Below are 22,324 nucleotides of genomic sequence, written 5' to 3'. Positions count from 1 at the left end.
ACTGATATGAAGCAAAAGCGCGGAACATACCGCGCTTTTGTCAGAAAGCTTTATTTAGTTAACGCAACGATACCCAGCGTCAGGCCTGCAACAGCTGCAGCACCGCCTGCAATTGCGCCAGCTGTTTCCCAGTTATCCTGAGTGGTGCCTTTCATACACGTATTGGTATGGACCAGGCGACCTTGATCGTCGTAAACCGGTACACACGGAGAATCGTGGGCACAACCAGCCAGAAGCGCAGCGAGCGTTGCAACGCAAATGAATCTTTTCATAATGTTACCTCAGAATAAAAACTGACTCGCCATAAATCCAAAAGGGTATTTACCGAGCTGAGCGCTATTTTATCACTGCTCACGGCTATCGAAGATAGATGAATAATCTCAAAGTATGTGGTTTGTAAAAATGATGGAGAGGTGCGGCTGAACGCATGAATGAATGGGTATTTTAAACGTAATACTTAGCGATTAGACCTAACTCAAAAAATAAAGGGTTTCATTATTTATTCGTCTTAGAACATAAGAGGGCTAGTACTTTGTTTAAACATAAAAAGAGCAGGCGCCATTCAGCGCCTACTGATTTTTTTAATGATGTTGGCGAGTAAATCGCCGTCTTACGACGACGAAAAAGACGGGAACAAAAAAGATAGCCAGAAGTGTAGCGGACAACATCCCGCCCATGACGCCTGTACCTACGGCATTTTGTGCGCCGCTCCCCGCACCGTTACTGATCACTAACGGCATTACGCCAAGAATGAACGCCAGAGAAGTCATCAGAATGGGACGAAGGCGCATACGTGATGCCTCCAATGTTGCTTCGACAACCCCTTTGCCTTCTTTTTCCATCAGGTCTTTAGCAAACTCAACAATCAGGATGGCGTTCTTAGCAGAAAGCCCAATGGTGGTGAGAAGACCTACCTGGAAATAAACATCATTGTTCAGTCCGCGCAGCGATGCACCGAGGAGTGCTCCAATGACGCCTAATGGCACCACTAACATCACGGAAAATGGAATCGACCAGCTCTCGTAAAGTGCAGCCAGACACAAGAACACGATGATAAGTGAAATGGCATATAGCGCAGGTGCCTGGTTTCCAGAAAGTCGTTCCTGGTAGGACATTCCCGTCCAGTCGTAGCCAATTCCGGAAGGCAGTTTATTCGCCAGCCTTTCCATCATGACCATGGCTTCACCGGTACTCTTGCTGGGCGCAGACTCCCCAAGTATTTCCATTGAGGGCATGCCGTTGTAGCGTTCAAGCCGCGGCGAACCGGAAACCCAGCGTGAAGAACTAAAGGCTGAAAAGGGGACCATCTCGCCGTTTGCACTGCGCACATAAAGATTATTGATATCACCCGGTAACATGCGGAACTGCGCCGCTGCTTGCGCATACACTTTTTTGACACGGCCGTGATCGATGAAGTCGTTAACGTATGTTCCTCCCAGCGCAGTGGAAATCGTCTGGTTGATATCTGATACGCTGACGCCAAGCGCCTGGGCTTTCTCCTGATCAATATCGAGCTTAAATTGCGGAGTGTCTTCCAACCCATTAGGACGTACACGCACCAACAAGTCAGAATGTTCTTTGACCATACCCAGGAGTTGGTTTCGGGCTTGTGTGAGTGAGGTATGCCCCAGGTTTGCCTGATCGATTAACTCAAAGTCGAAGCCCGTCGCTGTTCCCAGCTCGATAATGGCAGGTAGGTTAAAGGGAAAAACGAGACCATCTTTAATCTGGCTAAAGGCTTTTGTGGCACGGCCCACAATCGCTTCGACGCCATTTTTTTCACCTGGACGATCTTCCCACGGTTTGAGGCTGACAAATGCGATACCTGAGTTTTGTCCCTGGCCGCTGAAACTAAAACCGTTAACGGTAAAGACCGACTCAACGTTCGCTTTTTCTTGGGTCAGATAGTATTGCTGAACTTGATCCAAAATTTGCTGCGTGCGGGTTTGCGTTGCACCAGCAGGTAGCTGAACCATTGTCATGAATACGCCCTGATCCTCCTCTGGCAGGAAAGAGGTGGGGAGACGCAAAAAGAGCACCGCCATACCACCAACGATCAGCACATACACCACAAGATAGCGTCCTGTTTTACGCAGGATCCCGCTGACGCTATTACTGTAATGATCGACGCTTTTATCGAAGAGAGTATTAAACCAACCAAAGAAACCGCTTTTTGCGTGGTGCTCTTCAGAGGCCGGTTTAAGCAACGTCGCGCAGAGTGCTGGCGTCAGAATCAGTGCGACTAATACTGAAAGAGCCATAGCAGAAACAATGGTCAGTGAGAACTGGCGGTAAATGGCTCCGGTAGAGCCACCAAAAAAGGCCATCGGTATAAACACCGCTGAAAGCACCATTGCGATGCCCACCAACGCGCCTTGAATTTGCTCCATCGATTTTTGCGTCGCCTCTTTAGGCGGTAGCTTGTCTTCTACCATAACGCGTTCGACGTTCTCAACAACCACGATGGCATCGTCGACCAGCAAGCCTATAGCCAACACCATGCCAAACATGGTGAGAGTATTGATGGAAAATCCAAATGCCGACAAAATGGCAAAAGTACCGAGCAATACAACAGGCACTGCGATGGTGGGAATGAGCGTGGCGCGCAGGTTTTGCAGGAACAAATACATGACCAGGAAAACAAGGACGATCGCCTCGAACAGGGTTTTAATTACTTCATGAATGGATATTTTGACGAACGGGGTTGTGTCGTAGGGATAGACAACTTTCATTCCTTGCGGGAAGAAGGACTGTAATTCTGCGAGCTTTGTTTTGATGGCCGCTGCAGTATCGAGGGCGTTTGCGCCCGTTGCCAGTTTAATCCCAAGACCCGTCGCAGCCTGACCATTAATCTTGGTCACCATATTATAGTTTTCGCCGCCAAGCTCAATTCGAGCGACATCTTTCAGATGCACCATTGACCCATCTTGATTCACTTTCAGTGTGACGTTGCCAAACTCTTCCGGGGTTTTTAAACGGGTTTGCGCAATGATAGAGGCATTTAACTGTTGCCCTGGAATTGACGGCGTTCCCCCTAATTGACCGGCAGCTATTTGGTTATTCTGGATTTTTAGTTGGTTGATCACATCCAGAGGTGTTAGCTGAAATTTATTAAGTGCATTGCTGTCGAGCCAAATACGCATGGCGTACTGTGCGCCAAATAGCTGAACGTCACCCACGCCCGATGTCCGGCTGATCGCGTCTTTAACATTTGACGCAACGTAATCTGAGATATCGTCCTGCGTCAGCGTTTTATTATCAGAGACAAACCCTGCTACCAGAAGGAAGTTGCTGCTGGATTTCTCCACGCCAATACCTTGCTGCTGAACTTCTTGTGGCAGCAGCGGCATGGCGAGCTGCAGTTTGTTTTGAACCTGTACCTGCGCGATATCAGGATCGGTGCCGGACTGGAAGGTCAACGTGATCGTGACGTTACCCGCTGAATCGCTGGTGGATGACATGTACATCAGGTTATCGATACCATTCATGTTCTGTTCGATAACCTGGGTCACGGTATCTTGTACCGTTTGTGCATCTGCGCCGGGATAGGTTGCGGTGACGGCAACAGCAGGAGGCGCAATGGTGGGGTATTGCGCCACGGGTAATTGAAGAATAGCCAGCCCGCCCGCAATCATCAGAATGATGGCAAGTACCCAGGCGAAAATCGGCCGTTGAATAAAGAAATTAGCCATTTCGTAATCCTTTAGCTGGCTGTCTTGACGGCGGAAGCAGGCACGGCGACCACTGTGGTGCCAGGATGGATTTTCTGCAGGCCACTGACGACCACGCGATCGCCATCCTTAAGTCCTTCAGCGATCAGCCAGCTGTCTCCAATGGCCTGAGGCGCAATAACATTACGCAATTCAATCTGCTCTTTATCATTCACCACCAGAACGGTGGCATCGCCCCGTGGAGTGCGTGTCACGCCCTGCTGGGGGACTAAAATGGCGTCAGGCTGTATGCCTTCATCGATACGGGCGCGGACGAACATCCCTGGCAACAAACTATGTTGAGGATTTGGGAAAACGGCACGAAGCGTGATGGAACCTGTACTTTCGTCGACAGTGACATCCGAAAATTGCAACGTGCCTTTGAGTGGGTAAGTCTGACCATTTTCCATTAACAGCTGAACGCTGCTAGTACCCTCGTTTTTCTGCAAACGAGACTGCTTTAAATGCATGAAATCATTGCTCGACTGGGTCACATCAACATAGATCGGATCAAGCTGCTGGACGGTGGCCAGGGCAGAAGCCTGCCCGTTCGTGACTAACGCGCCTTCGGTGACGCTGGATTTGCCAATACGTCCATTAATAGGCGATGACACTTTGGTGTAGGCGAGATTAATACGTGCGGTTTCGACACTCGCTTGCGCCGCAATAACGCTGGCGTCAGCTTGTCTGGCATTGGCTACAGCCTGATCGTACTCTTGCCGACTAATGTATTGCGTCCCCACCAGAGGCACATAACGTTTCACCGTCAAGTGCGCAATGTTAGCTGCCGCCTCGGCTTTTGCCATCTCGCCTTTAGCGCTGTCATAGGCAGCCTTATACGTTGCGGGATCGATTTGATAAAGAGAATCGCCAGCGGTGACATCGCTGCCTTCAGTGAAATTTCGACGTAAAATAATGCCGCTCACCTGCGGGCGAACCTCAGCAACGCGAAATGCATCTGTGCGCCCCGGCAATTCAGTTGTCACTGCCAGTGGAGCACTTTTCACGACATAAACCGTTACCTGCGGAGCCTGTGCACTTTGCTTTGGGTTGTCAGCACCATCACAGCCCGTAAGCAGTGTGGCGCAGACAATAAAACCGGATAGAGGTAAAAGCCTGAAGTGTGTCGTCATTACTGTTCCTTTAAAAACAATAAACTGATATTTGCCGTGGAGATCTGAAAAAAACAGAAAGGCAAAGAGTCAGAAAGCCAGTGCACATCATAATGAGGTGTGTTGGTTTTTTTTAATTTATAAGTGCGGCATGCGGTCTATTAATACATAAGTCAGATTAAAACGTGGTAAATGAAGGGTATAGTGACCGATGAACAAATATAGAGTTTGTTTTTATCCATGGTTATTTATATGTTTAATGAATTTAATTATCACGATTCATTTGTGGTGGTTATTAATTCCTAGAATTGACTTTTTTTGTTCAAAGTAAAAGGGGCATTTGGTGAATACTAGCTGGGCAATGAGCGCCACAGATTTAACAGTGAGTGCAAATATTTATGTGACGGATGAGAGTCTATGGCCCGCAAAACAAAAGAAGATGCACAAAAAACGCGACAACAGTTGATTGAAGCGGCCATCACACAATTCTCTACGCGTGGCGTTGCCAGTACCACACTGACGGATGTCGCAGATGCGGCAGGTGTGACGCGCGGTGCCGTATACTGGCATTTCACCAGTAAATCTGAATTGTTTCAGGCGATATGGGAGCAGCAGTTACCGCTATGTGATCTGATTGATGAACGTCTTACTCTCGATGTTAAAGATGACCCTTTATTCACTCTTCGGGAGCGTTTTATTATTGCCTTGCAATATATTGCTCATGATCCTCGCCAAAAATCTCTGCTGCAAATTCTGTATCATAAATGTGAATTTAATAAAGAATTCACATCAGAATGTGATATTAGAAAAAGAATTGGTTTCAATTATGACAATGTACGGGCGTTACTGGAGAGATGTCTGGCCCAGGGCGTTATTGATCCGCAGATTAATATTGATATGACGCTGATTGTTTTCCATGGTTTTTTTAGCGGCTTAATTAAAAATTGGTTAATGAATAGCGACAGCATCAACCTTTACCAACATGCACCCGCGTTAGTCGATAATATTCTGGCGACGTTAAACATTACGCGTAAGCCGCCAGTAAAATATTATGTTGCCTCTTAAAGGGCTACGTCATGTTAAAGGCTATTTTTCATCATCTCCGGATTGTGAAAAAGTTCTTCGACGGCTTGTGCGGACACGGGTTTGCCGAGCAAATATCCCTGAAGCATATTGCAGCCAAGTTCTGTCAGGAATGCCTGCTGCGCCTCGGTTTCTACCCCTTCGGCAACCACTTTGAGATTTAACGTTTTTGCGAGCGCAACAATGGCAGAGACGATAGTGGCATCGTCGCTTTCACCGCTCAGATCTTTCACAAACGCGCGATCAATTTTCAATTCGCAGGCGGGCAGCCGCTTGAGATACAGCAGGCTGGAATACCCTGTTCCAAAATCATCAATTGACGCTTTGACTCCCGCATTCGTTAGCTCGGTGAGAACCCTTACGCTTTCATCCGGGTTATTCATCGCGGTCGTTTCTGTCACTTCCAGGATCAACGATTCTGGCGGAAGCTGATGCAGTGCCAGGCAAGCGAGCACGGTGTTGACCAGCGACGGCTGCTCAAACTGCAGGGTAGACAAATTAACGGCCATCGACCAATTCGTATGGCCCTGAATATGCCACGCGCGCAGTTGTCGACACGCTTCATTGATCACCCAATTGCCTATCGGAATAATTAAACCGGTTTTTTCTGCCACCTTAAGAAACACATCAGGAGTCAACACCCCTTGTTTTGGATGTTCCCAGCGCAGCAGAGCTTCAAAGCCCAAAATAGGGCCAGCGGGTGCATGAAACTTCGGCTGATAGTGCAGGCGCAATTCATCGCGCTCAACGGCCATCCACAGATCGTTCATCAACTGTAAATGCGTTTGCGCCAGTGTGTTCATCGACGGCTGGAAAAAGTGGTACCCATTCCGTCCAACATGTTTGGTGTGATACATCGCGGCATCGGCGTTGAACATCATTTCGCGATCGGTTTTCCCATCATGCGGATACAACGCAATGCCAATACTGATAGTGACGACCAGCTCATAGGGATCAACGCTGAAAGGGCTGTCGATAGCGCGTACCAGCGCGTTGGCCAGCGAAGCGGCATCATCCGGTCCACTGACCTCGACCAGCAGAACAAACTCGTCACCGCCGATGCGGGCAAGCGTGTATTGCCCTTTCAGCGGTGACAGCAGTCGTTTAGTCACTGCGACCAACAGCTTGTCGCCAGTGACATGACCGTAAGCGTCATTTACTGCTTTAAAGCCATCAAGGTCCATAAACATCAGCGCGAAGTGAGTTCCTTCACGGTCTGCTTTGCTGATCGCCTGGCTGAGTCGATCTTCCAGCAGAATACGATTAGGCAACCGCGTCAGCGTATCGTGAAGGGCCAGTTGCGCCAATTCTCGGTTAGCTTCAGCAAGGGATGAGGCTAACAGCGTAGTCCGTGCCTGAAGGCGGGCATCAAGCATTGAGACCAGCAATGTGATCGCCAAAATCGAGAGTGCGACCACGCTGACCAAAACAGCTAACCAGCTGCCATTAATTCCGTGATGATGCATGTGTGTTGTTACTGGAAACTGCGCCGCTTTCATACCCGCGTAATGCATGCCGGCAATCGCAATTCCCATTGTTAACGCTGCGCCCAGGCGCATCAGCGCAACTTGTGCGGCTTCATAACGTAATCGAAAGGTCAGCCACAGGGCGACCAGCGATGCCGCTAGCGCGATGACCACGGAAAGGGCGACCCAGGTTTTATCCCATACAATTCCCGGCGACACCTCAAGTGCCGCCATACCGGTGTAATGCATTGCGACGATGCCTGTCCCCATCACGAAAGCGCCCGGTAAAAGGCGTCGTAAGCGAAGCTGTTCACCGCTCACCAACCAAAGGGCAAACATGGAGGAGCCAATCGCAATAGCCATTGAAAGCGCAGTGATTGCCACGTCGTAGCTCATGCTCATGGCAAGATCCATCGCCAGCATACCGATGAAGTGCATGGCCCAGATGCCGATGCCCATCGCCACGCCACCACCTGCGAGCCAAATGCGTGCCGCAATGCCCTGGTTCCCGGCGACTCGCCCGGCCATATTGAGTGCGGTATATGCAGCAAGGATGGCGACGACAAAAGAAATGACGACGAGGATATGGTTGTATTGGCTAACCAGCATGGTCTGTATAACTCATTCGTAGTGAGACGTTATGGAATAGTATCTGGAAAGGGCAGGGACATTATCACCCTACGGGAATGACGAAAAGGGATTTAAATCCCTGTTTTTAATAGGTGAAAAGTGTGTTTTTGCCGACGTTTGGGCTTAATCGAGAGCCGAGCAGTTGACTAATTTTAAGGGATTCACGGAATTCATGTTACGACACTTATCGGTTTCGGTGCTCAGCAGCTCAATCCACTGCATGAGAAGAGCATCAAAGAGGAAAACCGAGATGGCAAAGATAACCAGCCACCAGTATTTACGAATCATTGTGTCGTTCCGGAGTCGTCGAGCGATAGAAGTGGTGGAAATATACACGAAATGCGGGCGTTTAAAAGGAGGATAACTGAAGGTTTACAAATGGTTGACGGTACGGAGCGCAGGCAATAAAAAAGGCGCGTCCCCATGCCAGGTAGCGCCTTTTTAAACAAGCAGTTAGCTAATCGAAATTAGTTCATGCCGTATTTTTTGAGTTTCTTACGCAGGGTACCACGGTTGATACCCATCATCAGGGCAGCGCGGGTTTGGTTACCGCGGGTGTATTGCATCACCATGTCCAACAGTGGCTGTTCAACTTCAGCCAGTACCAACTCATACAGGTCACTCACATCCTGACCATTCAGTTGAGCAAAATAGTTCTTCAGTGCTTGTTTAACCGAGTCACGGAGAGGTTTTTGAGTCACCTGATCCTGAGAGTTAACGGTAGAAACGGTCAGTACGTCAGAATTTACGCGTTGTTCGAACATAGTTCTGTCAGCTCTTTATTTCTGTTTACGCAAAATTTTCGAAGTATGCCTCCAACGCCTCCAGCTGTACGCTGGCATCCTCTATGGCGTTGAATGTGCGCCGAAACTGGTCATTTGGAGCGTGTTCCTGGAGATACCAGGATACGTGTTTCCGCGCAATTCGGTACCCTTTTGCCTGACCGTAAAAGTCATGCAGTTCCCGAATATGCGCACAAAGCAAGTGCTTAACTTCTGCCAGAGGCAGTGGATCAAGCAACTCCCCAGTGTCCAGATAATGCTGGATTTCCCGAAAGATCCAGGGTCTTCCCTGAGCGGCACGTCCTATCATCAGAGCATCTGCCCCTGTATAGTCGAGCACAGCCCTGGCTTTTAGCGGGTCAGTTATGTCGCCATTCGCGATAATCGGAATGGAAACTTTCTGCTTAACTGCCCGAATGCTGTCGTATTCCGCATTGCCGTTGAACAAACAGGCGCGAGTGCGTCCATGAATGGTCAGGGCCTGGATACCACAATCTTCGGCCAGTTGGGCAATTTCTACACAGTTACGGTGTTCCGGCGCCCAACCAGTGCGAATTTTCAACGTAACGGGAACATCCACTGCGTTAACCACCCCCAACAAGATAGACTTCACCTGGTCGGGGTATTGCAGAAGGGCTGAACCTGCAAGCTTACGATTCACCTTTTTTGCCGGGCAACCCATATTGATATCAATAATTTGGGCGCCACTTTCAACGTTAATACGCGCGGCTTGCGCCATTTCTTCAGGATCGCTTCCAGCAATTTGCACGGTGCGAATACCTGGCTCATCAACGTGCACCATCCGTAGACGGGATTTATCGCTTTCCCAAACCTGCGGGTTAGACGACATCATCTCGGAAACGGTTAAACCGGCTCCCATCTCGTAGCACAGCGTCCTAAAAGGCCGGTCAGTAATACCTGCCATTGGCGCTGCGATCAGGCGATTTCTGAGCTGATAGTGTCCGATGCGCATGAGTTAAGAAATGACCATACTGTGACTGCAAGGCGGCGTATATTACGCATTTTTTACATGAGATGAAAGGCCAAACTTTGAACAATCTGCTGCTGCAGATCAAGGAATTGCTACTCAACGTTAAGTTAGTGAATAATTCCTTAATTAAATCATTGTGTTATGTTGATTTGTTTATTTTATAGACGCTTACAAATTCCCGTAACTTCTCATCATTTCTCGATGAATGAATCATTTAATCGGGATAATCTGCTGTTTTTAGCAGCAGATTATCCCGCTTCTGTGCGATCTGCGTCGCATTTTAGAACATGGTTTCAGAGCAAAAAACAGGCGTTATTCAACAACGACACGGCCATGAAGTGACTGTACCGGGCGGTTATTATTGTGATGCATTGTATGCGTGAATTTTTCTAACTGCTCTGCAGAGAGGGTCTGTGGATGTTTAAGGACAATCCAGGTGACCCCTTCAGAGCATGGTGGGGTGGTCAGTGAGCCGCTAAAGCGCCAGTAGGTTTTATCTTGAGGTAACAGCTGGTTCATATCGAGATTTGGCTTGATGCTAATGTTCTGATCAACCTGACCAGGCATTACGCCCCACAGTTTTTCCAGCTCAGCGTTAGCGACGCCTTTATCAAACATCACGGCAACCACGACCAGTTCACCCTTGTCATTTTTATGCACCAGGTGCATTTCCATTGGGAAACTTTTACCGTGCACCGTGTTTTCGCTCGGAGCATGGAAGTGGAACTGCTGTAAGGTCCAGGTTTGGTTATCAAGAGTAATGCTATCGCGCGTATCGGCCTTTTCTCCTGCCTGGATGGTATGTCCGTTGTTCGTCAGCGTAATGGGGCCTTCGCTATAGTGCGTTTGCAGCGGCGAGAGATGGGCTTTGGTAGTGGAATCAATGTTAATGGGAGATTGGTTCATCCCGCTTTTGCACGTTTTGTAGGCTTCATCCAGTTCACCCCAGTGTTCAGGAGCGCCCTCGCCTTCATAGCTCCAGTGTGAGGCGAAAGCAGAAGCGGAAATCATGCCCAGCGCCAGCCACGCTGCCTTGCTCGTTAAATGTTTCATAATATTCTTCCTGTGAATTTTATTATTCAAATCAATAATTACCATTATGATTTGTGGGGTTATATTAACGGAGAAAGGCAGAGGGCGGGAGGAATATCAGAAGGGGAGAGGCGTGGTCAGATGACCACGCCAAATGCTTAGTTTTTACGTCCGGTAATCCGGCACCACTCTTCTTTCTCAACAACCGGGTCGAGCGTGAAGAGATCGGCATAGGCTTCGCAAACGCTATCCGCCTGGCTTGCCAGAATACCCGAAAGACCCAGCAGACCGCCTTCAACGGGCAGGACGCTGATTAACGGTGCCAGCTCACGTAATGGGCCTGCCAGTATGTTTGCAACCACCACGTCGGCTTTCATGGTCGCTGGTTGGGCCTCCGGCAGGTAAAGCTCCAGACGGTCGGATACACCATTACGTTCAGCGTTATCACGGCTGGCCTGAATCGCCTGCGGATCGATGTCGATCCCGATCGCTTTCGCCGCGCCGAGTTTCAGTGCGGCAATGGCGAGGATCCCGGATCCACAGCCAAAATCGATCACCGTTTTCCCTTCCAGATCCAGACCATCAAGCCATTGCAGACAAAGAGAGGTCGTTGGATGGGTACCCGTACCAAACGCCAGGCCCGGATCGAGCATCACGTTTACGGCATTGGGATCAGGCACATCGCGCCAGCTTGGACAGATCCACAGACGTTTGCCGAACTGCATGGGATGGAAATTATCCATCCACTCGCGTTCCCAGTCTTTGTCTTCCAGTTGTTCGATTTTATGCACAAATCCTGCGCCCAGAAGCGGGTGATTTTCCAGAATCGCCACGACGTCTTTCATGTCCGTTTCTGCGTCGAACAGGCCAATAACATCGGTATCACCCCACAGGCGCGTTTCGCCGGGCAAGGGTTCAAACACCGGTGTGTCATGCGTGTCCTGGAAAGTAATGGAAACCGATCCGACTTCCATTAACGCATCACTCAGTTCTTCGGCGTTCGCGCCGGTTGTATTCAGTTTTAGTTGGATCCACGGCATGGCAAAACTCTTTATTTATGAGTAGAAATGACGGCCGCCTGTGGGACGGGTTGACCGAAACGGTTCCCCACCACAAACGCCAGCAAACTTAACAGTAACGAAGGCACAATCGGATGGAAGCCCAGATACTGGATTTTAAATGTGGCGAGCACCGCGTACAGTACGCCACCGACAATCATGGCGCTTAACGCGCCCGCGGCATTGGCTCGCTCCCAGTAGAGGCCCAATACTAATGGCCACAGGAAAACGGCTTCAAGGCCACCAAAGGCAAGCAGGTTCAGCCAGATGATCATCTCCGGCGGACGCCATGCAGCTAACAGCAGCAATGCCCCGAGCAACAGTGTGATTACGGCCGACATACGCTTCAGTCGTCGCTCATTCTCAACCTGCTCAGGACGCAGGTTCAAATAGAGATCTTTAATGATCGTAGCGGAACTTTGCAGCAATTGGGCATTGATTGTCGACATGATGGCCGCCATCGGCGCGGCCAGGAATATCCCAGCGACAAAAGGTGGAAGCACTTTGACCATCAGGGTCGGGATTACCAGATCCGGTACAGTGAGGTCTGGGATCACGGCGCGGCCTAATGCACCCGCCAGATGCATACCAAACATCAGGATGGCGACCACAATGGTGCCTATGATGATGCCTTTATGCACCGCTTTGCTGTCTTTATAGGAGATACAGCGCACGGCGGTATGCGGCAGGCCAATCACGCCAAAGCACACCAGGACCCAGAACGAGGTCATGAATGACGGCGAAAGGATATCGTCTGCGCCCTGCGGGGAGACCAGTTTCGGATCGATCGCTTCCAGAGTTTCAACGGCATGGCTCAGGCCACCTGCGGCATGCACGATGCCCACCAGCAGGACAATCGTCCCGATGAGCATCACCATACCCTGCATCGTATCGTTCAGCACGCTGGCGCGGAATCCGCCAAATGCGGTATAGAGCGCGATACTCACCCCGAAGATCAGCAAGCCGGTTTCGTAAGGAATACCTGCGGCAGTCTCCAGCAGACGCGCGCCGCCGATAAATTGCACCGTCATCGCGCCAATAAAGGCTACCAGTAGGCTTAAGCTGGCCAACCACACCAGTAAGCGGCTCTGATAACGTGCAAACAACATGTCGTTGAGCGTCACGGCATTATAACGGCGCGCCAGAATGGCAAATTTTTTGCCAAGGATGCCCAGAGAAAGCCAGACGGCAGGAAGCTGGATCATCGCTAACAGCACCCAGCCTAACCCGTATTTATAGGCCGCACCGGGACCGCCGATAAACGAGCTGGCGCTGATGTAGGTGGCGGTTAGCGTCATGGCTAACACCACGCCGCCCATCGAGCGGCTGCCGAGGAAATACTCATTCAGGAAGGTGCCGGTCGTTCTTTTACGCATGGCGTAAACCGAGAGGCCAAACACGACGAGCAGATAAGCAATCAGTGGCAGAATGACTTCAAGCTGCATCATCGTCCTCCAGCGGGATATCGCGATAAATGAACTTCACCATCGCCCAGCACAGCACAATAAACACCAGCGGCACGAGCAGACACGCCATTTCGAACCAGTGCGGCAGGCCGGTGATGCCAATAGCGGAGTCAGGTAAGTAAGCAGTTACTAACCAAACGGCAAGGTAGAGAAGGGTCAGCCACAGCGCCCAGCGCGCTTCTTTATGGGCTTGAACAAAACGCTTGTCCATTTTATATCCCTTGTGGATGAAGAAAGCGGGGATTGTACATGATGGGTCCTGGCGATCCCCACAAATAAAAAAGGCCGGAATCTCCGGCCTTTTAATGAGAATGCAGTCTTATTTTTCGTGAAGACCGAGTTTTTTCTCCAGATAGTGGATGTTCGTTCCACCGTTCTGGAAATGCTCGTCATTCATGATACGAACCTGCAGATCAATGTTGGTTTTGATACCGTCGATGATCAGTTCCTGCAAGGCGTTCTTCATGCGGGCAATGGCCACATCACGATTTTCGCCATAACAGATAAGCTTGCCAATCATTGAGTCATAGTACGGCGGCACAGTATAGCCAGCGTAGATATGAGATTCCCAACGCACGCCAAAACCGCCCGGCGCGTGGAAACGCGTGATTTTACCCGGGCTTGGCAGGAAGGTGTTCGGGTCTTCGGCGTTGATACGGCACTCTACCGCATGGCCTTTGACGATCACTTCTTCCTGCTTGATGGACAGCGGCTGACCCGCAGCGATACGCAGCTGTTCTTTGATCAGGTCAACGCCGGTAATCATTTCGGTGACAGGGTGTTCAACCTGAATACGGGTGTTCATTTCGATGAAATAGAACTCGCCGTTTTCGAACAGGAATTCGAACGTACCTGCACCGCGATAACCGATATCCACGCACGCTTTAGAGCAACGCTCGCCGATGTAGCGACGCAGTTCCGGCGTGATGCCTGGTGCTGGTGCTTCTTCAACGACTTTCTGGTGACGACGCTGCATAGAGCAGTCACGTTCAGCCAGATAGATAGCGTTACCCTGACCGTCAGCCAACACCTGAATTTCGATGTGACGTGGGTTTTCCAGGTATTTTTCCATGTAAACCATGTCATTGCTGAAAGCTGCTTTCGCTTCAGCTTTGGTCATGGCAATGGACTGCGCCAGGTCGGTATCGCTACGTACAACGCGCATACCACGACCGCCGCCGCCGCCGGACGCTTTGATGATAACCGGATAGCCAATGCGTTTAGCATGGGCACGGTTAGCATCCATATCGTCGGTCAGAGGGCCGTCGGAACCAGGAACCGTTGGCACGCCAGCTTTCTTCATCGCGGTGATAGCAGAGACTTTGTCACCCATCAGGCGAATCGTGTCTGCTTTCGGGCCGATAAAGATAAAGCCAGAACGTTCAACCTGCTCGGCAAAGTTGGCATTCTCAGAGAGGAAGCCATAACCCGGATGGATTGCCACCGCGCCGGTGATTTCAGCGGCGCTGATGATTGCCGGGATATTCAGATAACTTTTTACGGACGGAGCCGGACCAATACAGACCGTCTCATCCGCCAGTAATACGTGTTTTAAATCGCGATCCGCGCTTGAATGCACAGCAACAGTCTTGATGCCCAATTCTTTACAGGCACGAAGGATTCGCAGTGCGATCTCGCCGCGGTTGGCGATAACAATTTTATCCAGCATGTTCGCCTCGTTACTCGATGACGACCAGCGGCTCGTCAAATTCTACCGGCTGACCACTTTCGACCAGAATCGCTTTCACAGTACCAGACTTGTCTGCTTCGATTTGGTTCATCATTTTCATGGCTTCAACGATGCACAGGGTATCGCCTACATTGACTTTCTGACCCACTTCGATGAACGCCTTCGCGTCCGGGCTCGGGGTGCGGTAGAAAGTACCAACCATTGGGGAACGTACGATGTGACCACTGATTTCGGCTGCTGCAGCAACCGGCGCTTCTGCTGCCGGAGCGACTGCGTTAGACAGAGCAGGTTGTTGCATCACAGGTGCAGCATATGCTTGCTGCATGACTGGATAGCCAACATTTGGCGCAGCACGACTGATGCGTACAGACTCTTCGCCTTCAGAAATTTCCAGTTCGGAGATGCCTGATTCTTCAACCAGCTCGATCAGCTTTTTAATCTTACGAATATCCATGAGTGGGTTCCGTACTCTTGTTTAGTGTGATTGTGACAAGCGTTTTACCGCTGTCTGTAAAGCGTATGAATAACCGTCAGCACCAAGTCCGCAGATAACGCCAGCGGCGATATCAGACAGATATGAATGGTGGCGGAACGGTTCACGGGCATGCACATTGCTCAGGTGGATCTCGATAAACGGGATACTCACCGCAAGCAGTGCATCGCGGATAGCAACACTGGTGTGCGTAAACGCGGCCGGATTAATCAGGATATAGTCCACAGTGTCTTTAGCCTGATGAATTCGGTCGATGATTGCGTACTCCGCATTTGACTGAAAATGATCCAGTTCCACATTAAGTGATGCCGCTTCCGTACTCAGACGGTTAACAATTTCACTCAATGTCAAAGAGCCATACTTCTCCGGCTCACGGGTTCCGAGCATATTCAGGTTCGGTCCGTTCAGAACTAAGATGTGGAATTTATCAGCCATTGTGCCGCTATCTCCTGCGAATCTCGGGTAAAAAACAAAATATACCTTCAACGCGCAATTGTCACCTTTTCAGAGGCTAAAAACCCCTGTCAGGAAAACCAAAGTCGCACATTATAACGATTTCGTAGCATTTGGCAGCTAAATACTGGTCTTATCAGGGAAGATTATCAACCGCAAAGCCAAAAAGATTCGCGGTTGATAGGGTTTCTGCGGGAAAACGCACAGTTTAGCGGACTATTGCCACCACTGGCGGAACTTCTTGTAACGCCATGCCAGAAGCCCGAGTGCGAGCAAAGCATAGATGACAGGTTGGGGTGATAAAATCTTCACTGACCACAGGTAATGTATCGGCGTCAGGATCGCAACGAGATAGACGAAGTTATGCAAAAATTGCCAGCGTCTGCCTAATTTTCGCTGCGCATACTGCGTTGAGGTTAACGTCAGCGCGAACAATATGACCCAGCTTACAATACCGAGCGTTAAATAAGGACGCGATATCAGCTCGCTTCCGAGCAATGCCAGATTATTAATCCCCAGTTCCAGCAGCGCGTAACTGGTCAGATGGAGCGTTGCCCAGGCAAAACACCACAAGCCTAAAAGGCGGCGAGTTCGGATCAATAACGGCTGTTTAGCGTAGCGCGCCAGGGGTGAAATCAGCAAGCTGGCCAACAAAAATTTCAGAGCCATCCTGCCGGTAAAATGTTGGATATCTTTGGCCGGATCGGCACTGAAATAGCCCTGACTGGCCGCCCAGAATAGCCATATAAAAGGAAGCAAACCGGCAAGGTGTAAAATCACCTTTAGCCAGGTAATCTGCTTTGCGGTTAAACGCACTTAGAAATTCTCCCGCAAGTTGATGCCCCGATAGAGAGACGCGACCTGATCCGCGTAGCCGTTAAACAGCAATGTCGGCTGGCGTTTCACATCCAGCGCACCGCCGGATCCGATAAAACGCTCCGTAGCCTGCGACCAGCGAGGGTGATCGACGTGAGGATTCACATTCGCAAGAAATCCATATTCGTCAGGGGCGGCCAAATTCCACGTCGTAGGCGGGCGCTCGCGCGTCAGTTTGATGCTGACAATCGATTTGATGCCCTTAAAGCCGTATTTCCACGGCACGGTTAAGCGGATAGGCGCGCCGTTTTGCGGGGGCAGCGCCTTGCCATACACGCCTACGGTTAGCAACGTCAGCGGGTGCATGGCTTCATCCAGACGAAGCCCTTCCACGTAGGGATACTCCAGACCACCGCCGATAAACCGGTCCTTTTGTCCCGGCATCTGCTCCGGCGAGTAGAGCGTCTGGAAAGAGACATATTTTGCATTGCTGGTGGGCTCAACCAGCGCCAGCAATTTATGCAGCGGGAAGCCAACCCATGGCACCACCATCGACCAGGCTTCGACGCAGCGCATGCGGTAGATGCGCTCTTCCAGCGGGAATCGGGTGGTTAAATCGTGATGATCCAGTGTCAGTGGTTTTGCCACTTCACCGTCGATTTTAAGCGTCCAGGGATCGGTTTTCATACTGCCTGCGTTGGCGGCAGGGTCCGCTTTATCCAGGCCAAATTCATAAAAATTGTTGTAACCGGTGACTTTATCTTCCGGCGTCAGCGCCAGTTTGTTCTGCCATTGCGCGGGCTGGGTAAAATCCAGCGGCTGCCCGGAGGGGGCTTTGGGGCGGTCATTGCCTTTAAACCAATCAAGCAAGTCGGCATGAGCGGTGGGGGAAAGGGAAAGCGCGGTGGCGCTGATACCGAGCATCTTGAGGATCTGGCGGCGCTGTAACATAAAGACAGATTCGGACGTTACGTCGGCTTCCGTCAGTTTTCTGGTTTTCATGGCACTCTCCGTCATGCGTTTTTATAAGCATGACGGAGGAGTGAGGTTATCGCGAATATGTCACGAAAAATTGAAGATTAGGCAATCTTGACCAGCGCACGGCCATGGAACTGGTTGTTCATGATTTTTTCGGCAAATTCAGGTGCCTGTTCGAGACGGATTTCAGTCGCGCTCTGGGTGTAGAACGATTCAGGTAAGTCACGGACCAGTCTTTCCCAGGCCTGTGTGCGGCGTGCTGCTGGTGTCATCACGGAATCCACACCTTGCAGACGCACATTACGCAGAATAAATGGCATGACGGTAGTTGGCAGTGCAAAACCACCCGCCAGACCGCAAGCGGCGACACATCCGCCGTAGTTCATCTGCGCAAGTAATTTTGCCAGCACTTTGTCGCCCACGGTATCCACCGCGCCTGCCCAGATTTGTTTTTCCAGCGGGCGGGTTTCAGCGAACTCTTCGCGGCCCAGAATGCGGTTTGCACCGAGTGAACGCAGGTAGTCATGCGTGCTTTCGCGACCGGAAACCGCAGCAACCTGATAGCCTAATTTGTGCAGCAGAGTAACGGCGGTACTGCCTACACCGCCACTTGCACCGGTTACCACGATTTCACCTGATTCGGGGCGAATTCCCGCGTCTTCCAGCGCCATCACGCACAGCATCGCGGTAAAGCCAGCCGTACCGATGATCATCGCTTTGCGACCATCCATGCCTTTTGGCATTGGCACCAGCCAGTCGCCTTTGACGCGGGCTTGTGCAGCCAGTCCACCCCAATGGTTTTCACCCACGCCCCAGCCCGTTAACAGCACCTGCTGCCCAACGTGGAAACGCGGATCTTCACTCGCGTGAACATGACCCGAAAAGTCGATTCCAGGAACCATCGGAAAGTTTCGGATGATTTTACCTTTGCCAGTAATGGCGAGCGCGTCCTTGTAATTCAGGCTGGACCAGTCAATGTCAACGGTGACGTCGCCTTCGGGCAGGCGGGTAGCCTCGATGGATTGAACCGAAGCCAGGGTTTTGCCGTCTTGTTGTTCTAAGATCAATGCCTGCATACAGGTATCCTCGCTAAGCATGGTGATTGGAAAATAATTTCTGAAGACTATACTCGCTCATTGAAACGCTATGCCGATTTAACGCAATAAATTGCCAGATATATCAGGTTTGCTAGTATGCCGCACTAGACATGCAAGTTAGTGCTCACTCGCCCCCCATCAACCAGCGGAGTAATCTCAAGGATGCGATTAACGACGAAATTTTCGGCTTTTATTACGTTGCTGACGGGGTTAACCATATTTGTCACCCTGATAGGCTGTTCGCTCAGTTTTTATAACGCCATTCAGGACAAGCTAACGAATCGCGTGCAGTCAGTGGCGTCCGTCATCGACACGCGGCTCGTGACATCAACCCTTCCCGCGCTTTCGCAGCAGCTTGATGAACTGATGGTGCCGGTCGATATCGTCCACATCGACATCCTGCAGGGGAGCAAAGTTGTCCTCAGCCATGCACGGCAAAGTAGCTATCGCCCGGCGGGCACGCTCCGGCAGTACCGCGAACTCACGGTGCAATCATTAAAAAGCCCAGGCACGTCTATCCGATTGGTCTATCAGGACCCGATGGCCAATTATTTCCGTTCGCTGATGACTACCGCGCCGCTGACCTTCGCGGTGGGCTTTATGGTGATCCTGATTTTTCTGGCGGTGCGCTGGCTGCGACGCCAGCTTTCGGGGCAGGAGCTACTGGAATCGCGATCCCTGCGCATTTTAAACGGTGAGCGAGGCGCGAAAGTGCGCGGCTCTGTCTATGAATGGCCGTCGCGTACCAGCAGTGCGCTTGATGTGTTGCTCTCTGAAATTCAGTTTGCCAGCGAACAGCGCAGCCGGATGGATACGCTGATTCGATCCTATGCCGCTCAGGATAATAAAACCGGTCTAAACAACCGGCTTTTCTTTGATAATCAACTGGGAACGCTTCTGGAAGATCCCGAAAAGGTCGGCGCGCACGGGGTGGTGATGATCATTCGCCTGCCCGATTTCGATTTGCTGCGCGATACCTGGGGCCGCTCGGTGGCAGAAGATCACCTCTTCACGCTCATTAATCTGTTATCGACATTTATTATGCGCTACCCCGGCGCGTTACTGGCGCGCTATCACCGCAGCGATTTCGCCGTACTGTTACCGCATCGCACGCTGAAAGAGTCAGAAAGTATCGCCAGCCAGCTACTGAAGGCGGTTGATGCACTGCCGCAGACCAAAATGCTCGATCGCGATGATATGGTCCATATCGGGATTTGCGCATGGCGTGGCGGGCAGCAGACTCAACAGGTAATGGAGCATGCCGAAGCGGCAACGCGCAACGCTGTGCTGCAGGGGGCAAATAGCTGGGCGATTTATGATGATTCTCTGCCAGAAAAAGGGCGCGGAAACGTTCGTTGGCGTACACTTATTGAGCAAATGCTGAGCCGAGGCGGACCCCGAATTTATCAGAAGCCAGCGGTTCTGCGAAACGGGCAGGTTCATCACCGCGAATTAATGTGTCGCATCTTCGACGGCACCGAAGAGGTCATTTCGGCCGAATATCTGCCGATGGTGTTACAGTTTGGTCTCTCTGAAGAATACGACCGTCAACAAATCACGCGCCTTATCCCATTTTTATCTTTCTGGCCTGAAGAAAATCTGGCATTACAGGTTACGGTTGAGTCGCTGATTCGCCCGCGTTTTCAGCGCTGGCTGCGTGATGTTTTAATGCAATGCGAAAAATCGCAACGTAAACGTATTATTTTTGAACTTGCAGAGGCAGATGTCTGTCAACATATCAGCCGCTTACAGCCTGTGGTCCGTTTGATGAATGCGCTTGGTGTACGCATCGCGGTGACACAAGCGGGTTTAACCCTAGTCAGTACCAGCTGGATCAAAGAATTGGATGTCGAACTTTTGAAGCTGCACCCGGGGCTGGTCAGGAATATTGAAAAGCGAGCAGAAAACCAGCTTTTGGTTCAGAGTCTGGTCGAAGCCTGCAAGGGTACGCAGACGCAAGTCTTCGCCACGGGCATACGTTCACGGAGTGAATGGCAGATGTTGACGGAGCGCGGTGTGGCGGGTGGTCAAGGAGATTTTATTGCGTCCTCTCAGCCGCTTGACAGCAATGTGAAAAAATATTTGCAAAGATACTCTGTTTGACCTGCCGTTTAATTTGTTTTCACGTAGAATATCGCGCCTGTGGCTTTGAGTATGACGAGCAAAACGCCAGTGAACGACCTTGAGTGTTGCAAATGGAAGTGAGGGACGCAGCTGTTGACTCAGCCCTGATGGAATCAGGTGATACATTTGTAACATTAGGAAACGTGCTGCACTAATTTTCACCGTAGCAGATGATTTTTGCGCCTTGTCGCTGCTGCGTGTGGTTGGTAAAGTAAGCGGATTTTATTTTTCCGCCCCAGCTTTCAGGATTATCCCTTAGTATGTTGAAAAAATTTCGTGGCATGTTTTCCAATGACCTGTCCATTGACCTGGGTACTGCGAATACCCTGATTTATGTTAAAGGACAAGGCATCGTATTGAATGAGCCTTCCGTTGTGGCCATTCGTCAGGATCGTGCCGGCTCCCCTAAAAGTGTGGCAGCCGTAGGACATGATGCGAAGCAGATGCTGGGTCGTACCCCAGGCAACATCGCCGCGATCCGCCCAATGAAAGATGGCGTTATCGCTGACTTCTTCGTCACCGAAAAAATGCTTCAGCACTTCATCAAACAGGTTCACAGCAATAGCTTCATGCGCCCAAGTCCGCGCGTGCTTGTTTGTGTGCCGGTGGGTGCGACTCAGGTTGAACGTCGTGCGATCCGTGAGTCTGCTCAGGGTGCCGGTGCGCGTGAAGTCTTCCTGATTGAAGAGCCAATGGCTGCCGCAATCGGTGCCGGTCTTCCGGTTTCTGAAGCGACAGGTTCCATGGTCGTGGATATCGGTGGCGGTACAACGGAAGTGGCGGTTATCTCCCTGAACGGCGTGGTGTATTCCTCCTCTGTTCGTATCGGTGGTGACCGTTTTGATGAAGCCATTATTAATTATGTGCGCCGTAATTACGGCTCTCTGATTGGTGAAGCCACCGCAGAGCGAATTAAGCACGAAATCGGTTCCGCTTATCCTGGCGACGAAGTCCGCGAAATTGAAGTTCGTGGTCGTAACCTGGCTGAAGGTGTTCCGCGTGGCTTTACCCTGAATTCCAACGAAATCCTGGAAGCGCTGCAAGAGCCGCTGACCGGTATCGTGAGCGCGGTGATGGTTGCGCTGGAGCAGTGCCCGCCAGAACTGGCTTCCGACATCTCCGAGCGCGGTATGGTTCTGACCGGTGGTGGTGCGCTGCTGCGTAACCTCGACCGCCTGTTAATGGAAGAGACAGGAATTCCTGTCGTAGTTGCAGAAGATCCACTGACTTGCGTAGCCCGTGGTGGTGGCAAGGCGCTGGAAATGATCGACATGCACGGCGGCGACTTGTTCAGCGAAGAGTAGTCGGGTGTGAAAGGGTAGCGGTCGCTACCCTTTCTCTCT

The 22,324-nt window shown here is 50.9% G+C and carries 20 protein-coding genes; 3 read left to right on the top strand and 17 right to left on the bottom strand.

Features of this window, described 5'->3' with window-relative positions; translation table 11 throughout:
- Positions 1–50 precede the first annotated feature (50 nt).
- From ACKI5T_RS10565 to ACKI5T_RS10555, 3 genes are all read right to left on the bottom strand, one after another.
- Positions 51–272, bottom strand: coding sequence for a lipoprotein (locus tag ACKI5T_RS10565; protein ID WP_015960684.1), 222 nt, complete (start codon positions 270–272; stop codon positions 51–53).
- A gap of 309 nt (positions 273–581) precedes the next feature.
- Positions 582–3,692, bottom strand: a complete 3,111-nt coding sequence (locus ACKI5T_RS10560; protein WP_407437290.1) for an efflux RND transporter permease subunit — start codon at positions 3,690–3,692, stop codon at positions 582–584.
- An 11-nt stretch (positions 3,693–3,703) separates the two neighbouring features.
- Positions 3,704–4,843 carry an efflux RND transporter periplasmic adaptor subunit gene (locus tag ACKI5T_RS10555; RefSeq protein WP_407437289.1) on the bottom strand — a complete coding sequence of 380 codons (1,140 nt, stop codon included), beginning with the start codon at positions 4,841–4,843 and terminating at the stop codon, positions 3,704–3,706.
- A 396-nt stretch (positions 4,844–5,239) separates the two neighbouring features.
- Here ACKI5T_RS10555 and envR point away from each other — a divergent pair, with 396 nt between their 5' ends.
- Positions 5,240–5,887, top strand: coding sequence for an acrEF/envCD operon transcriptional regulator (envR, locus tag ACKI5T_RS10550; protein WP_407437287.1), 648 nt, complete (start codon positions 5,240–5,242; stop codon positions 5,885–5,887).
- Positions 5,888–5,901: 14 nt separating this feature from the next.
- Here the strand turns inward: envR and ACKI5T_RS10545 are convergent, their stop codons facing one another.
- The 14 genes from ACKI5T_RS10545 to ACKI5T_RS10480 all read right to left on the bottom strand — a co-directional run bounded on the left by ACKI5T_RS10545 (position 5,902) and on the right by ACKI5T_RS10480 (position 18,836).
- A complete protein-coding gene (locus ACKI5T_RS10545; RefSeq protein ID WP_407437285.1) occupies positions 5,902–7,980 on the bottom strand; it encodes a putative bifunctional diguanylate cyclase/phosphodiesterase in 2,079 nt (692 codons plus the stop codon).
- Between the two features lie 144 nt (positions 7,981–8,124).
- The gene (locus tag ACKI5T_RS10540) at positions 8,125–8,289 is read right to left on the bottom strand and encodes a DUF2556 family protein (RefSeq protein ID WP_407437283.1); all 165 of its coding nucleotides are present in this window, start codon (positions 8,287–8,289) and stop codon (positions 8,125–8,127) included.
- 179 nt (positions 8,290–8,468) lie between these two features.
- On the bottom strand, positions 8,469–8,765 hold the full coding sequence (gene fis / locus ACKI5T_RS10535) for a DNA-binding transcriptional regulator Fis (protein ID WP_003855228.1): 297 nt from the start codon (positions 8,763–8,765) through the stop codon (positions 8,469–8,471).
- A gap of 25 nt (positions 8,766–8,790) precedes the next feature.
- Entirely contained in the window at positions 8,791–9,756 is a 966-nt protein-coding gene (gene dusB, locus ACKI5T_RS10530) for a tRNA dihydrouridine synthase DusB (RefSeq protein ID WP_407437282.1), read from the bottom strand.
- Positions 9,757–10,086: 330 nt separating this feature from the next.
- Positions 10,087–10,827, bottom strand: a complete 741-nt coding sequence (locus ACKI5T_RS10525) for a carbonic anhydrase (RefSeq protein ID WP_407437281.1) — start codon at positions 10,825–10,827, stop codon at positions 10,087–10,089.
- A gap of 137 nt (positions 10,828–10,964) precedes the next feature.
- Positions 10,965–11,846: a 50S ribosomal protein L11 methyltransferase gene (gene prmA, locus ACKI5T_RS10520; protein ID WP_407437280.1), complete on the bottom strand. Its 882-nt coding sequence runs from the start codon at positions 11,844–11,846 to the stop codon at positions 10,965–10,967.
- Between the two features lie 11 nt (positions 11,847–11,857).
- Positions 11,858–13,309 (bottom strand): sodium/pantothenate symporter, encoded by a 1,452-nt coding sequence (gene panF / locus ACKI5T_RS10515; protein ID WP_407437301.1) that lies wholly within the window; start codon positions 13,307–13,309, stop codon positions 11,858–11,860.
- Positions 13,299–13,541 (bottom strand): YhdT family protein, encoded by a 243-nt coding sequence (locus tag ACKI5T_RS10510; protein ID WP_407437279.1) that lies wholly within the window; start codon positions 13,539–13,541, stop codon positions 13,299–13,301. The genes panF and ACKI5T_RS10510 overlap by 11 nt, the downstream gene beginning before the upstream one ends.
- Before the next feature lie 108 nt (positions 13,542–13,649).
- The gene (gene accC / locus ACKI5T_RS10505) at positions 13,650–14,999 is read right to left on the bottom strand and encodes an acetyl-CoA carboxylase biotin carboxylase subunit (protein ID WP_059177282.1); all 1,350 of its coding nucleotides are present in this window, start codon (positions 14,997–14,999) and stop codon (positions 13,650–13,652) included.
- 10 nt (positions 15,000–15,009) lie between these two features.
- Positions 15,010–15,474 (bottom strand): acetyl-CoA carboxylase biotin carboxyl carrier protein, encoded by a 465-nt coding sequence (gene accB, locus ACKI5T_RS10500; protein WP_015960672.1) that lies wholly within the window; start codon positions 15,472–15,474, stop codon positions 15,010–15,012.
- 21 nt (positions 15,475–15,495) lie between these two features.
- Complete coding sequence (aroQ, locus tag ACKI5T_RS10495) at positions 15,496–15,948, bottom strand: type II 3-dehydroquinate dehydratase (RefSeq protein WP_202668338.1); 453 nt, start codon at positions 15,946–15,948, stop codon at positions 15,496–15,498.
- Between the two features lie 234 nt (positions 15,949–16,182).
- A complete protein-coding gene (msrQ, locus tag ACKI5T_RS10490) occupies positions 16,183–16,782 on the bottom strand; it encodes a protein-methionine-sulfoxide reductase heme-binding subunit MsrQ (RefSeq protein WP_407437278.1) in 600 nt (199 codons plus the stop codon).
- On the bottom strand, positions 16,783–17,784 hold the full coding sequence (gene msrP / locus ACKI5T_RS10485) for a protein-methionine-sulfoxide reductase catalytic subunit MsrP (RefSeq protein WP_407437277.1): 1,002 nt from the start codon (positions 17,782–17,784) through the stop codon (positions 16,783–16,785).
- A 77-nt stretch (positions 17,785–17,861) separates the two neighbouring features.
- Positions 17,862–18,836: an MDR family oxidoreductase gene (locus ACKI5T_RS10480; protein ID WP_015960668.1), complete on the bottom strand. Its 975-nt coding sequence runs from the start codon at positions 18,834–18,836 to the stop codon at positions 17,862–17,864.
- Between the two features lie 183 nt (positions 18,837–19,019).
- On the opposite strand from ACKI5T_RS10480, the gene csrD reads away from it, so the two are divergent.
- Both csrD and mreB read left to right on the top strand, forming a co-directional pair.
- Positions 19,020–20,960, top strand: a complete 1,941-nt coding sequence (gene csrD / locus ACKI5T_RS10475) for an RNase E specificity factor CsrD (RefSeq protein ID WP_407437276.1) — start codon at positions 19,020–19,022, stop codon at positions 20,958–20,960.
- Between the two features lie 281 nt (positions 20,961–21,241).
- Entirely contained in the window at positions 21,242–22,285 is a 1,044-nt protein-coding gene (mreB, locus tag ACKI5T_RS10470; protein WP_000913396.1) for a rod shape-determining protein MreB, read from the top strand.
- Positions 22,286–22,324: the final 39 nt, after the last annotated feature.

This window comes from Lelliottia sp., from assembly GCF_045627565.1.
GTDB lineage: Bacteria > Pseudomonadota > Gammaproteobacteria > Enterobacterales > Enterobacteriaceae > Enterobacter.
Note: the sequence above shows the minus strand (reverse complement) of the source record. Positions and strands in the feature narration are given on the sequence as shown.

Coding starts and splice junctions, on each gene's coding strand:
- ACKI5T_RS10540 (WP_407437283.1), bottom strand. CDS start 8,289: ATGATTCGTAAATACTGGTGGCTGGTTATCTTTGCCATCTCGGTTTTC.
- mreB (WP_000913396.1), top strand. CDS start 21,242: ATGTTGAAAAAATTTCGTGGCATGTTTTCCAATGACCTGTCCATTGAC.
- aroQ (WP_202668338.1), bottom strand. CDS start 15,948: ATGGCTGATAAATTCCACATCTTAGTTCTGAACGGACCGAACCTGAAT.
- msrP (WP_407437277.1), bottom strand. CDS start 17,784: ATGAAAACCAGAAAACTGACGGAAGCCGACGTAACGTCCGAATCTGTC.
- ACKI5T_RS10525 (WP_407437281.1), bottom strand. CDS start 10,827: ATGAAACATTTAACGAGCAAGGCAGCGTGGCTGGCGCTGGGCATGATT.
- accB (WP_015960672.1), bottom strand. CDS start 15,474: ATGGATATTCGTAAGATTAAAAAGCTGATCGAGCTGGTTGAAGAATCA.
- ACKI5T_RS10555 (WP_407437289.1), bottom strand. CDS start 4,843: ATGACGACACACTTCAGGCTTTTACCTCTATCCGGTTTTATTGTCTGC.
- ACKI5T_RS10545 (WP_407437285.1), bottom strand. CDS start 7,980: ATGCTGGTTAGCCAATACAACCATATCCTCGTCGTCATTTCTTTTGTC.
- ACKI5T_RS10560 (WP_407437290.1), bottom strand. CDS start 3,692: ATGGCTAATTTCTTTATTCAACGGCCGATTTTCGCCTGGGTACTTGCC.
- dusB (WP_407437282.1), bottom strand. CDS start 9,756: ATGCGCATCGGACACTATCAGCTCAGAAATCGCCTGATCGCAGCGCCA.
- fis (WP_003855228.1), bottom strand. CDS start 8,765: ATGTTCGAACAACGCGTAAATTCTGACGTACTGACCGTTTCTACCGTT.
- prmA (WP_407437280.1), bottom strand. CDS start 11,846: ATGCCGTGGATCCAACTAAAACTGAATACAACCGGCGCGAACGCCGAA.
- ACKI5T_RS10480 (WP_015960668.1), bottom strand. CDS start 18,836: ATGCAGGCATTGATCTTAGAACAACAAGACGGCAAAACCCTGGCTTCG.
- ACKI5T_RS10565 (WP_015960684.1), bottom strand. CDS start 272: ATGAAAAGATTCATTTGCGTTGCAACGCTCGCTGCGCTTCTGGCTGGT.
- ACKI5T_RS10510 (WP_407437279.1), bottom strand. CDS start 13,541: ATGGACAAGCGTTTTGTTCAAGCCCATAAAGAAGCGCGCTGGGCGCTG.
- accC (WP_059177282.1), bottom strand. CDS start 14,999: ATGCTGGATAAAATTGTTATCGCCAACCGCGGCGAGATCGCACTGCGA.
- envR (WP_407437287.1), top strand. CDS start 5,240: ATGGCCCGCAAAACAAAAGAAGATGCACAAAAAACGCGACAACAGTTG.
- panF (WP_407437301.1), bottom strand. CDS start 13,309: ATGCAGCTTGAAGTCATTCTGCCACTGATTGCTTATCTGCTCGTCGTG.
- csrD (WP_407437276.1), top strand. CDS start 19,020: ATGCGATTAACGACGAAATTTTCGGCTTTTATTACGTTGCTGACGGGG.